At 69.9% G+C, this 13230-nt stretch carries 6 protein-coding genes; 1 reads left to right on the top strand and 5 read right to left on the bottom strand.

Annotated elements, in window-relative coordinates; genetic code table 11:
- Positions 1-88: 88 nt before the first annotated feature.
- From LCE31_RS02255 to LCE31_RS02235, 5 genes are all read right to left on the bottom strand, one after another.
- Complete coding sequence (locus tag LCE31_RS02255) at positions 89-2899, bottom strand: helix-turn-helix transcriptional regulator (RefSeq protein WP_225012224.1); 2811 nt, start codon at positions 2897-2899, stop codon at positions 89-91.
- A gap of 337 nt (positions 2900-3236) precedes the next feature.
- Positions 3237-4685, bottom strand: a complete 1449-nt coding sequence (locus tag LCE31_RS02250; RefSeq protein WP_225012223.1) for a glycoside hydrolase family 43 protein — start codon at positions 4683-4685, stop codon at positions 3237-3239.
- A gap of 446 nt (positions 4686-5131) precedes the next feature.
- On the bottom strand, positions 5132-5470 hold the full coding sequence (locus LCE31_RS02245; protein WP_225012222.1) for a thioredoxin family protein: 339 nt from the start codon (positions 5468-5470) through the stop codon (positions 5132-5134).
- 88 nt (positions 5471-5558) lie between these two features.
- Positions 5559-6974, bottom strand: a complete 1416-nt coding sequence (locus tag LCE31_RS02240) for a DEAD/DEAH box helicase (protein WP_225012221.1) — start codon at positions 6972-6974, stop codon at positions 5559-5561.
- Positions 6975-7319: 345 nt separating this feature from the next.
- Positions 7320-8123, bottom strand: coding sequence for a hypothetical protein (locus tag LCE31_RS02235; RefSeq protein WP_225012220.1), 804 nt, complete (start codon positions 8121-8123; stop codon positions 7320-7322).
- A 1426-nt stretch (positions 8124-9549) separates the two neighbouring features.
- Between LCE31_RS02235 and LCE31_RS02230 the strand changes: the two genes are divergently transcribed.
- Positions 9550-13161, top strand: a complete 3612-nt coding sequence (locus LCE31_RS02230) for a LamG-like jellyroll fold domain-containing protein (RefSeq protein WP_225012219.1) — start codon at positions 9550-9552, stop codon at positions 13159-13161.
- Positions 13162-13230 lie beyond the last annotated feature (69 nt).

Here is a 13230-nt window from a genome sequence, read left to right as displayed (position 1 = left end):
TGCCCCCGGGAGCCGTGACCCGCACCCCGATCACCCGCGCCCCGTGACCGCGCCCTGCGACACGTGGCCGTCAGCCCCGCGTCCGGATTCAGCCGCTGCGGTCGGTTCGGTCCCCGAGGCCCGTGCTCGCGGAGGTATTCTCGACCAGGTCTCGCAACTGGGACCGGGCGGTGACGCCCAGCTTGGGAAAACTGCGGTAGAGGTGCGAGCTGATCGTGCGCGGGGAGAGGAAGAGCCTCTCGCCGATCTCGCGGTTGGTCAGCCCGCGGGCGGCCAGCCTGATGATCTGCTGCTGCTGTGGGGAGAGTTCGGCGAGCGCGTCGGGGACCGAGTCCGTGACGTCGAGTCCGGCGGCCCGGGATTCCGCCCGTGCCCGTTCGATCCAGGGCTGAGCGCCCAGACGGCGGAACGTCTCCAGCGCCTCGGTGAGCGGTGTCCGCGCCTCGGCGATGCGCCGACGGCGCCGCAGCCACGCGGCGAGGTCGAGCAGGGCCTGGGCGCGCTCGAAGGGCCAGTGCCGAAGCTCCGGGTCCGCCACAGCCGCCCGGAAGTACGGCTCGGCGTCCTCGGGGTCCGCCAGCAGGCCGCGGGCACGGTTGAACAGCGCATCCAGACGGGGGGAAGCGGCCTGCCCGAGCGCACGTGCGGAACGCTCCACGATCGCCGCGGCTTCCTCCCCGCGGCCGCAGCGCACCGCGGCGGCCGCCAGATCCGCGAGGGCCGGATAGGAGGCGTGGTAGTGCGCAGGGCTGCCGTCTGCCGTGAAAGCCATGCGGAGGTGGTCGTACGCGATCGCGTACGCGCCTTCCGCCGCCGCGGCGGCACCGAGTGCGCGACGGGCGTAGACGGAGACGGAGCGGCTCTCCAGCGGATCGATCAGAGCGAGCGCCTCGTCGGCCCTGGCGCGTGCGGCCGGTGTGTCCCCCTGGAAGGCCAGGAGCGTCGCATCCACGGTGGCCGCGCAGGCCACAGCATGGTCGAGGCCCGTCCTGCCGGCGATCGCGGCGGTGCGGGCGCATGCCTCCCGTGCCTGGTCCCAGCGTCCTTGTTCCAGATAGGCCCAGGCGACGGCCCCGCCCATGCCCTCGGGCAGTCCTCCCCGCCGGTCCCAGCGGTCGAAGGCCCGGTCGAACGCCCGGACGGCGTCCGGCGTCTCGTCGAGGAGCCACGCCATGATCCCGACGGCCGTGAGCTGCTGGGGCCGCCGTGCCGCATCGGCGGACAGCTGCCGGAGCAGGCGGACGCGCTCGGCCCGGTCGGCGAAGGGGTCGGACACGACGCTGATCCAGATGCGGAGGGCTGACTGCGAGGCGTCCTCGGGGAGTCGTCCGAGGATGTCCTGGATGCGGCGCCGCTGGGTGTCGTCTCCTGAGTAGAAGCGGACCACCGCGGCGTCCGCCAGCAGGTCCAGAGCGGCGGCGGGCTGCTGGGCGGCCCGCTCCTCGGCGGCATCGGCCAGCCGCGAGAAGACCACGGTGTGGCGTGCGGTCAGGACCGCCAGCCGTCCGGCCTGCACGGCGACGGCGGTCAGCAGGGACGGGTCGTCCGTGCGGGCGCGTGCCGCGGCGGCCAGTTCCTCGACCCAGGCGAGGTCTCCGGTGAACACGGCCGCCGAGGCCGCTTCGACCAGCAACCGGGCGCTGTCCTCGCGCCGCGGTGTGAGTTCGGCGGCGCGCTGAAGAGCCTTGGCCGCTGCGGCATGACCACCGCGCCGGCGGGCCCGGCCCGCGGTCCGCTCAAGCTCCGCCGATACGGCCGCGTCCGTGTGCGGGCAGGCGGCGGCCAGGTGCCACGCACGCCGGTCCGGTTCCTCGCGCAGCAGGGCGGCCAGCGCGAGGTGGGCCTCGCGCCGGTCGTCGAAGGAGGCGGTGTGATACACGACCGACCGGATCAGCGGGTGGCGGAAGCGGATGTCCTGGCCGGTGCGCCTTATCAGACCGGCCTGTTCGGCGGGCGACCACCTGTCGTCCTCGGCGCCCGGCAACCGGGCGGTGGCGATCGCGGAGTCGACGCTGTCCATGGCGGCCAGAAGCACCAGGGCGCGAATGGTGGAGGCGGGCAGGCCGGTCAGACGGGCGGCGAGGATCTGCTCCAGGTGTGCGGTGAGCGGGAGCGGGCCCGCGGCCGGCACGGCCGTGGCCGCGTCGCGGGTGGTGGCGGCCCGCGCCAGTTCGACCAGGGCCAGCGGGTTGCCGCGGGCCTGGTCGAGGATGCGTGTCCTGGTGCGTCCGGTGGCGCGGGTCGGCTGCATGTCCAGGAGCCGGTCGGCCGCGCCGTCGTCGAGCGGTCTCAGGGGCAACACCGGTGTGCGGCGGTCGAATCCCGGGAGGTGATCGCCGTCACGGACCGCGATCAGCATCGTGACCCGTTCCCCCTCCAACCGCCGGGCGGCGAAGGACAGGGCATCCAGGGAGTCACGATCGAACCACTGGGCGTCGTCCAGGACGACGAGCAGCGGACGCTGATCGCCCAGCGCCGAGAGAAGGGACAGCACACCGAGCCCAGTCAGCATGGGATCAGGCCCTCCCTCGGCCCGGAGCCCGGCCGGTCCGGCGCCGAACGCGCCCTGTATCGCTGCGCGTTGCCTCTCCGGCAGCTCGTCCAGCTCGGCCGGCGCCGGCCGCAGCAACTGGTGCAGCGCCGAGAACGCGAGGCTCGATTCCGACTCGCTTCCCTCGGCACGCAGTACGCGAGTACCACCGGCTTCGGCCCGGCGGACCGCGTGCTCCAGCAGCACGCTCTTCCCGACACCGGTGGGGCCGACGATCAGCAGAACCGGGTCGGCCGACACAGAGTCCACCGCATGGAAAAGGCGTGTCAGCTCCGTAGTCCGGCCGACGACCGCCACCGGCGGCTCCGACTCCGGTCCCGCATCCGGGCCGCCCGCCCGCTCGTCCACAGACTCTCCAAGAAATTCGGCTCTCCTGTCGGAGGGCCTTCGCCGTTCCTTTCCAGGTTACAAGCCGCTGTGTCGGGAGCCGGCTGGTGAGAGGAGGTGCTGTCACGTTACGGACATGGCGAGGGTGCTTGTGCAGATCCACGGAAGCCGCGCACACTCCCCGGAGCGCCTCGGGCACTTTCGAGACGCCAGGCGCCCGCTGGACAGGGGTGGCGCGCCCCTGCATCCCCTCGCACGGTCACTGCTGCTCGTACGGTGCCCCGGAGCCTGAGCCCTGGGGCCACCGTACGAACTCCACGTCAATAGCGAGGAGTTGTGCTGCAACGGTCGGCGTCGCTCAGTTTCCGTACACCTCGGCGCGGTCGACCGAGACGTACGCAGCTCCCGACGAGGCGTCCTTGTCGCCCGTCACCCGCAATCTCAAGGTGTGCTTGCCTGCGGGGAGTTCGGGGCTGACGTAGTTCAGCTGCTCGCCCATCCTGATCGGCCCGTAGTAGTCCGCGGTCGTCTCGGCGCCGCCGTCGACCGAGAACGCGGCGATGCCGTTGCCGGTGTCGCGCACCGAGAGGAGGGCGATCCGGGTGCCGGTGAAGGTCCAGGTCGCGGTCGCGCCGGCCTGGGCGCTCCAGTGGTCGTCGCCCCAGAAGCACTGAACGCCGCAGCCCGTACCGGAGTTCCAGTCGCCGGTGTAGGCCACCGAGCCGGCCCCGCTGCTGGTATTGGTGTCGTTGATCCAGTACGGGCCGCCACCCGGGTCGCCGGAGGGCAGATCCTGGGTGGCGCCGGCCGCGAGCGGCGTCCCGAAGTTGGGGGTGCCGTCCGCGTTCCAGCTGATCTTCTGGGCGCGGGTGGTGCGACCGTCATAGGTGTAGTCCGAGGTGTTCTTGCCGTGGTAGACCATCCAGTCCTCGGTGCCGTCCGGGCTCTTGAAGAAGCCGTTGGAGCCGGGGCCGTACACGCCGGTCGCGTCGTCCCGCGAGAACACGGCTCCCGCGTGCTGGGTCCAGTTTCCCGGTTGCAACGGGTCGGCGCTGCCCGGGATGGACTTCATCCACAGCTGGTAGTCCGGCAGGCCGGTGTCGCAGGTGGAGTACACCAGGTAGGTGGTGCCGTTGTGCTGGAGGATCGAGGGCGCCTCCCGTACGCTGGTGCAACCGCCGTCCGCGGGCAGGTAGACGCGGTTGCCGGAGATCGTCCAGGGGTTGGACATCGGAGCGATGTAGATCAGGTTGTGGCCCTCGCTACCGGCACCTGACCACAACACGTACAGGCTGTTGTCGCTCTGCCGCAGCAGCACCGGGTCGATCGCCCACTGGTCAGGTGCGTTCGGCGGTTGCAGCTCGGCCTTGTAGTGGTACGGACCGAGCGGGTTGGTGCCCTCGGACTCCACCACGTACAGCCGGTGGTTGTCGTCCACTCCGTTGTCGGCGGTGTAGTAGATGTACCAGTGTCCGTCGATCAGGTAGAACGACGGCGCCCACACCTGCTGGTTGCGCGAGGTGTCGGTGTCCTTCCACACCGTCGTGCGCGGCGCGGTGAGCAGCTCGCCGAGCGTGGGCGCCACGGCGACGCGCACCGCGTCCCCCTCGGTGGCGGCAAGGTAGTAGTTGCCCTGGTAGTAGGTCATGTACGGGTCGGGGCTGGTGCCGAGCGGGTTGCGGAACGTTCCGGCGGCGGCCTGCGCGGTCGGCGGCTTCAACCCGACGCAGCACAGGGCGGTCAGCAGCAGCACCAGCAGGACGTACCCGATCGGTCTCCCCGAAGAGCTGGACGCGGTAGGGAACATGGACGGCCTCCTCGTTGGACGGTGGGGGGCAGCTGGGGGTCAGCACGTCTCATCACGTTCGAGCCGAAGGGACTTTACAACGTTGCACAGACGACCAACAGGCCTTGGACGGCGCCGGTTGGGCAACGGCGCCCGCGCCTGTGACGGGGCCAGGTCAGCCCGTACGGTGTCTCGGCGCTGCGGCGTTCCGCGCCCCGGCCTCCGGGCGCTCCGGCGTACCAGGGAGCGGTCAGCCACGCGGATACCCCGACTGGGCGGGCGTCCGACCGGGACCGTCAGCCCCCGGCGAGAAGCGGAGCCCGCGCATGCTGGACGGGGAGAGCGGGCGCGAGGCGCGACTCCGGTGCCCCGTCGATCGGCCCCGCGCATACGCACGCCTCCAGCACCCGGGAACGGACCGCCAGGGCGTGCCGTGCTGGAACCGCCCCGTCGGCCCCCGGTCCGCCTCACAGCGTGGTGGCCAAGAACTCCCTGAACTCGGCCGAGGACATCGGGCCGGTGGCGGTCGCTGTCGCCTCGCCCTGATCGATCAGCACGAAGGAGGGCGCGCCGGTGACGCCGTACCGTCGTACGGGTCCGGGACACCTCGCGATGTCGGCCCGTACGACCATCAATCGGCCTTGGTAGGTGTCGGCCACCTCGCGCACCAGGAGATCCATTTCCTTGCAGGCCGCCACCGCCTTGGGCCACGTCCCGTGGAAGTACGCGAGCACCGGAACCTGGGCCCTCGTCAGGATGAACTCGAACTCGGCGTCCTCCAGCGGCTGATGGACCCTGCTTGCCATGGGCGCTCCTTGACCTTCGCATCCGGACGAGGCGGCGGGATGCGCTCTTCCTCGCGACTCCCCACCACGGTGGGCCCTGTCCTGTCCGTCAGTGGGCTTTGCGTACCCGGGCGGCCCTGCGGGCCTCTGCCGTTCTGCGCGCCTCCACGGCCTTCCGGGACTCCTTCGGACGCCCGGCGCGGGTGCCGAGCCCCCGGAACGCCGCGTTGCCGGGCTCTGCCCTGACCTGTGCCGGGGGGCGCTTCGCGCCGGTGATGCCGGTCAGCTTCTGATCGCCGGAGCGCACCTGGGTGACCGTGGGCCGGACCCCGGCGTCCGACAGCATCCGGTTCACGTCGCGGCGCTGGCCGGGCGTGACCAGTGTGACCACACTGCCGGACTCCCCGGCACGGGCGGTGCGCCCGCCGCGGTGGAGGTAGTCCTTGGCGTCCTGGGGCGGGTCCACGTTGACGACGAGGTCCAGGTGCTCGACATGGATGCCACGGGCGGCGACGTTGGTGGCCACCAGCACCGTGATCCCGCCGTCCTTGAACTGGCCCAGCGTGTGCGTGCGCTGCGGCTGCGACTTCCCGCTGTGCAGGGCACCCGCGCGGATGCCGCTGCCGCGCAGATGACGGGTGAACTGGTCCACGGCGTGCTTGGTGTCGAGGAACATCAGCACTCGCCCGTCCCGGGCCGCGATCTCGGTGGCCGTCGCGTACTTGTCGGCGGGGTGGACGTGCAGTACGTGGTGCTCCATCGTCGTGACCGAGCCCTCCGCCCGGTCGACCGAGGCGAACACGGGCTCACTCAGGTAGTTCCTGACCAGCTGATCGACGTTGCGGTCGAGAGTGGCGGAGAACAGCATCCGCTGGCCCTCGGGGAGCGTCCGGTCCAGGATCTCGCAGACCTGCGGCAGGAAACCCATGTCGCACATCTGGTCTGCCTCATCCAGCACCGCGATCCGCACCCGGTCCAGGTGGCAGTCCCGCCGCGCGACGAGGTCGGCCAGCCGCCCCGGCGTGGCCACCACGACCTCGGCACCCGCACGGAGCGACGCCACCTGCCGATTGATCGCCAGCCCGCCGACCAGGGTCGCCGCGCGCAGCCCGAGCGATTGTGCGTAAGGGGCGAGGGCCTCGCTCACCTGCTGGGCGAGTTCCCTCGTCGGCACCAGAACCAGGGCGAGGGGGCGCTTGGGTTCGGCGCGCCGGCCAGCCGTACGGGCGAGCAGCGCGAGCCCGAAGGCGAGGGTCTTTCCCGAGCCGGTCCGCGCACGGCCGAGGACATCGCGGCCGGCCAGCGCGTTCGGCAGGGTGGCTGCCTGGATGGGGAACGGCTCCCGTACCCCGAGTTGCGCCAGTACGCTCGTCAGCTCGACCGGCAGGTCCAGCTCCGCGAATGACTCGACGGGTGGAAGGCCGGGCACAGCCGTCGTCGGTACCGAGAGCTCGCCCCGAGGAGCCTTCTTCCGCTCGGACCCGCCGGGGCGGGAGCTCCCGGATGCCGGCTGCTTCGCGTTCATGGGGTCCCTTCCTCGGCCAGGCGCCCCGAACGGACCTGGGCCCGTACCTTGTCCGGTACGGGCCCAGGCCGTCTACGAGCGTGAGTCGACCCTACCAGCGCGAACCCTTTCCCGAGTCTCCTCCCGGGTCTCCGGCCTTTCGGCCGCCCCCGGCCCACGGTGACTCGGCCCCGGTCCGGAACACGTACATCCAGCGCCATTGGGCCGAGCGCCGCGACCTCCGGATGCGCCGGTCTGTCCAGGGGCGGGCGGGAGCCCGGTGCCGCGGGCGTCGGAGACCTCGTCCACGTACAGTGCCCCGGCCGGTACGGCGGGCCGGGGGAGGTGCTGCCCGCTCCGAGCGTGTTACCTGACGCGGAGTCGGTGGACGCCGTCCGCCTCGAAGTCGTAGATGTTCTGGTTGATGCGGAGTCCGTCGACGGCTCCGATCCACATGTAGTCCCGCCCCTTGCCCACGGCGGCGGTCAGAATGGTCGCCGCCGGCCCCCCGTCGTTCAGCTTGGTCTTGACCTGCTGGAAGCTGCACGGCGTGGCCTGGTTGCACCCGGTCGTGGTACCGGCTGCACCGGTGAGCCACCAGCTGCCGGTGGTGGTGGCGTCGAGATAGGGACTCCATCCGTCCGTCACGGGGGAGGCGTCGGGCAGCCAGTTCAGTGTGGAGAAGTGGTTGGTGGGTGCCGCGGTCAGGTTCGGGTCGATCTCGAACCTGATGTTCGGCATGTTCTTCGCGCCGGTCGCGCCGCCACCGCCGTAGCCGATGTTCTCGCCGGTCTGGAACACGTGGAATCCGACGTGCTTGAGGCCCTGCACCGGGTCGCCCGCGAAGTCGACCTCGTTGCCGAAGTCGACCTTCTCGCTGGGCGGTGTCAGTGAGGTGGAGTGGTCGGCCACCTCGATGCCGAGACTGCCCTGCCCGTAGGGTGGTCTGCTCGCTTGTCTGTTCCCGCCGGCCGGGACGAAGGGACCGTTGCGCAGGGCGGCGACGGGCGAACCGATGGTGTTGCGGGCGATGACACCCCAGTGGTCCCCCGTTGTGTGACCGCCGCCCGCGGCGGCGGGCGAGGCGGTCGACAGGGTTGAGACGGCGAGGGCGGTCAGCGCGGTGACTGCCAGAGCGGCTTTCCTGTTCATGCCAAATCGAACGTTCACGTTCAGTCCTTTCCCGGATGGTCGAGCAGCCGGAACGCGCACCGCGCTCCAGCAGACGCGTCGAACGATAAACACCTGATTTGGTAAGAGAAAGACAAAGGCGGCATTATCGCCGGGCATATACCCTGTCGGCCCAGCGGCCTGGATTCGGTCGGTGTGGCCGATCGGCGTACCGGAGCGCGAGGCGACCTGCCGCACGGGTGGATGTGGGTCCGAGGATGCCGAGTGTGGTCATCAGGTGTTGTTGATGGGGCGGAGCTGTCGCCACGCTCGTTGCCGGATGCGGATCTGCAGGGTGGCCCGGCCGGGGGAGGCGTGCCCGGTGTTGTGGTGGGTGCGGACTTGGTGGTGGCTGTAGTTCCGGGCGGCTGGCCAGGGTGGGTCGCGCCACGGGTTGAGAGCGGCGAGTCGTGCCCAGTGGGGCCACGATTTCTGTCGTCGTCCAGTCGTTCTGTGTGGCTACAGTGGCTACATGCGAGCTGCGGTTTCGCGGTTTTGTGGGTGCTCTTCCTGGTGGGCAGGACCCTCGGAGTGCGGGGATGCGCGGCAGTAGCTGCCTGACCTGTGCATATGCACTATGTGCAGCTTGATCGAGCGGAGTGCGGTTTTCCCGGTTGCTACTTGAGACCCCATATGGGGGCGGCGCTGGGTGCTTTGCGGTGTGGGTGGTGAGAACCTGGGGCTTGGGTCGCCGCCGGTCTGTTGGCATCCTGTGGCAGTGCTGAGCCGCTCACCTCCTGGTCCGATGGCTCGCTCGTGTTCAAGGCGGGTTTTGCTGGCCGAGGCCTGGGACTCCGGTGCGTCGGTGTGGAGCGTTCCGTGCCGTCGGGACTGTGCCAACGGCCCCGGCCGACCGCGGAACCTGCTCGCGGTGTCGATGAAATCCAATCGCGGCAGGACAGGCCGGGACTCTCCCAGTGCATGGATGCCTCCCTGCGCCGGAAACACGTGCGACTGCATCACCGGGCGGGTGGTGAAGACGCGTTGGTTCCTGGGCGTCGATCTGGCTGAGCACGACATGCTTGCCCAGTGGGCAAAGCGTCGTCCCGACGTACTCGTCGAGGTCGAACGGGCGTAAGTAAGGAAGCGCACTGTCGATCCATGCGGACGCCGAAACGTGCAGCCCGTAGTGCCACGGACGGTGCCTGACAAATCGAGGCTGGACCGGCCTGCGCGAGCGGCCCGGGCGAACCGTGACGAAGCGACTATGTATGTGGATGTCACGTGATGATGATGGAGATTTCTTTCCCTATTTTGCTGAACCGTGGGCAGATGCAAAGGAGGGCATGCCGATCCGCATACGGTTCCGTGCCCATGTGACTGCCATGATCGATCCGCGTGACCGTGGACGATCAATCGGTGCTGTCCACACGTAAATAAGCCCGGGGGGGGGCACACGTTGGGCAGGAAAAAGACGGGCAGAGCCATGCCCGTAGGACGAGCATGGCTGGTCGCCGCGGTCCTCGCCGTGCAACCGGCCCTGGGCGCGGGTGTCTGGACAGCCGCGGCGGATACGCCGACCACGGCCCCCAGCACCACGGCAGACAGCACGCGGCAGGACCTCTCGCCGGAGGCGGCGGCGTCGGCGAAGGCGGCACAGACCGGTTCGCCCGTGGAGGTCCCCGCCGACACCACACCGACACAGACGGTGTCCGCCCAGCCGGACGGCACGTTCGTTCTCAACGCCGACGTCACGCCCGTACGCGCCAAGTCCGGTTCCGCATGGGTGCCGATCGACACGACGCTCCAGTCCGCTCCCGGCGGTTCGATCACTGCGAAGGCGGCGGCAGCGAAGATCACGTTCTCCGGCGGCGGCTCGTCCGACCCCCTCGCCACCATTTCCCGGGGAGGCGTCTCTTACAGCGTCAAGTCGCCCTGGACGCTGCCTACTCCGACGCTGTCGGGCGCGGAGGCGACCTATGCGTCGGTCTTGCCCGACGTGGACCTTGTCGTCTCGGCGCTCCCCGACGGGTTCAGCGAGAACCTCGTGGTCAAGACGAGGGAGGCCGCCCTCGACCCCGACCTCGCCACCGTACGCTTCCCGGTCGAGACGACCGGGGTGACGCTGACCCCACAGGACGACGGCGCAGTGGCGCTCGTCGACAGTTCAGGGCGCCCCGAGTTCACCACTGGCACGGCGCTGATGTGGGACTCGACTCCTGCCCCGGCGGCCGATCCCACCGGTGGGGATTCCACCGGTGCGTCGCGGAGCGCCGTCACGCGTGAAGCGGCCACGAGCGCCGACACCGCCGGGGACGCGGCGGACGGCCCGGGGCCGGGCGCGAAGACGGCCGTGATGGGTGTCTCGGCGACGGGGGACACACTGTCCGTCTCGCCCGACCGGTCGTTTTTGAGCGACCCCGGGACCACGTATCCGGTGGTCCTCGATCCGCAGACGACGAGTTCCTCCCTGTCCGGCTGGACGGCGTTGTGGTCCGGTGAGCCGTCGACGTCGTTCTGGAAGACCAAGCACTCGCTGGGCTCGGGCTACGACTCATGGGACGACAGCAAGATCGTCCGCTCGCTCTACCAGTTCGACACGCACAGCCTGGGCGGGAAGAAGATCCTGTCCGCGACCTTCACGGCCGTGGAGAACTGGGCGGCCAACTGCACGAAGGAACCAGTGGAGTTGTGGCACACGGGAGGGATCTCCTCCTCGTCCACGTGGAACAGGCAGCCATCCTGGATGTCGAAGGTCGACGCCGTCTCGGCGGCCAAGGGGTACTCGTCCCAATGCCCTGGCGGCAACGTCTCCTTCGACGCCACGAGCGCGGTCGCCTACGGCGCGGACCGCTCCGGTGCGACCACGACCGTCGGCCTGCGGGCGAGCAGTGAGTCCAACGACCTGGAATGGAAGCAGTTCACGTCCCCCGCGGACACGAAGCCCACGCTGTCGGTCACCTTCGTCTCCAAGCCCAGCACGCCCACGGCGCTCAAGCTGTCCGACCCGAACCTCGCCTGCGGCAAGAGCTCGAGCGTCGCCGTGAACATCCGGACCCTGACACCGACGCTCACCGCGGCGCCGAAGTCCGCGGACGGGTCGCAGTCCAAGCTGCGTCCGAACTTCCAGCTCTACCAGTACGACCCGGACATCCCGGACCCGCAGGTCGCCTCGGGCAGCCCGTCGGCCTGGACGACCTCGGGCAAGGCCGGAACCTGGAAGACCCCCACGCTCAAGAACGGCCAGACCTATTGGTTCAAGGCGAGGACCGAGTACCAGTACTCCTCCGGCGGCACGACCGGCTCGATGTATTCCGGCTGGACGACGACGGGGGCCTGCGCCTTCCACATCGATACGAGCAAACCGGCGCCGCCTGCCGTCACTTCGACCACGTACCCGGAGTGCGCCACCGCCGACGACCCGGACAGCTGCACGGCGGCGGGCGGCGTGGGGGCGCCCGGAGCCTTCACGGTCAAGGCTGGCGCGTCCGACGTCGTCAAGTACACCTACACCCTCAACGAGGGACGTCAGACCACCAAGTCCTTCTCGTCGCCCACCGCGAGCCTCCCGCTCAGCCTGGCGCCCGACGCCCGCGGACTGAACGCGCTGACGGTGCAGACCGCCGACGCGGCGGGCAACGTCTCGGCGAGTTCCACGTACTACTTCAAGGTCGGCGAGGGCGCGCCGCCGGTGGACACGTGGTCCTTCGACGAGGGCAGCGGGAACTCGGCCGCGGACGGAGCGGGTGCGCACCCCGCGACCCTCTCGTCCGCGGGGTCGTCGTGGTCGGATCTCGCGAGAGCGGGCAAGTCCCTGGCCGTGGACGGCATCACCGGGTACGCCTCGGCGAGCGGAACCGGCCTGGACACGACGAAGTCGTTCAGCATCTCGGGCTGGGCCCGGCTCACCGATGACGCGCACAACGGTGTGGTGGCCGCCCAGGCGGGGACGAACGGGTCGTCCTTCGCCCTCTACTACTCGACGTCCTACAAGGCGTGGATCTTCAACCGGTACGCGACGGACGCGACCGCGCCCACCATCGTGCGGTCCGTGTCCACGTCGGCCCCCGCGGTCGGTGTGTGGACGCATCTGATGGGTGTCTACGACGCCCAGGCGCAGACGATCCAGCTCTACGTGAACGGTCTCCCGCAGGGTGATCCGGTGGCCTTCACGACACCGTGGAAAGCGACGGGGTCGCTGCAGATCGGGCGCGGGCAGTACGGGGGCTCGTACACGGACTACTTCCCCGGCCAGATCGACGACGTCCGGCTGTGGAACCGGATCATGTCGTCCGACGAGGTCGCGGACCTGCAGGACATGACCGACGACCAGGAGGACACCCACCCGGCCCTGGTCGCCGACTGGGAGCTCGGTGCCACCTCGGGAACCACCGCCGCCGACACCTCGGGCTACGGCCACACCGCCACGCTCGGCAGCGGTGCGACCTGGAAGGACGACATCGACGGCGGGATGGGCAACGCCCTCGCGCTGGACGGCACGTCGAACGGATACGTCTCGGCGCCCGGACCCATTGTCGACGCGCAGGGCGCCTTCACCATCGCCACCTGGGTGAAGCTCGATCCTGACTCCCTCGCGGACACCTCCGTCGCGCACACCGTACGGATAGCCGGCCAGTCCGGAACCAAACGCGACTCGTGGGCGCTGTGGTACAGCCAGCCCGCCGGTTCGACCGAGGGCGCCTGGATGTTCGGCAGGACCACGGCCGACTCCACCACGGCGACCGTGGTCTCCGACCCGACCGGCACCGACGCAACCCAGAACAACGATCCCTCCACCTGGACCTTGCTCACCGGCGTGTACGACGCGGCGAACCAGGAGCTGACGCTGTACGTCAACGGTGTGCAGCAAGGCACGATCGGTGACAACGAGTCCGACGAGGGTTCCGACGGCGGGGTGGCCTTCGATCAGCCCTGGCAGGCGACCGGCACCTTCTCGATCGGGCGCGGCCGCACGGATGCCGGCACCTACGGCGATTACGCGACGGGCCTCGTCCAGCGTGTACGCCTATGGACGGGTGTGATGTCCGGTCCCGACATCGCCCAGATGTTCTACGACGAATACCTCTTCCCACTCTGATCTCGGGCCCCTTCCTCTTCGGTTCCCGATTCTCAGACGGCGGCACCATCCCGCGGCAGCGTCCGTGGG

It is taken from the genome of Streptomyces sp. 8L (genome assembly GCF_020176795.1).
Classification (GTDB): domain Bacteria; phylum Actinomycetota; class Actinomycetes; order Streptomycetales; family Streptomycetaceae; genus Streptomyces.
The sequence above is the reverse complement of the archived record's forward strand: the minus strand, read 5'-3'. Positions and strand labels throughout refer to the sequence as shown.

What these genes read in the sequence shown, in the direction of transcription:
- LCE31_RS02240 (WP_225012221.1), bottom strand. Translation starts at nt 6,974, where the DNA reads ATGAACGCGAAGCAGCCGGCATCCGGGAGCTCCCGCCCCGGCGGGTCC.
- LCE31_RS02230 (WP_225012219.1), top strand. Translation starts at nt 9,550, where the DNA reads ATGCCCGTAGGACGAGCATGGCTGGTCGCCGCGGTCCTCGCCGTGCAA.
- LCE31_RS02245 (WP_225012222.1), bottom strand. Translation starts at nt 5,470, where the DNA reads ATGGCAAGCAGGGTCCATCAGCCGCTGGAGGACGCCGAGTTCGAGTTC.
- LCE31_RS02250 (WP_225012223.1), bottom strand. Translation starts at nt 4,685, where the DNA reads ATGTTCCCTACCGCGTCCAGCTCTTCGGGGAGACCGATCGGGTACGTC.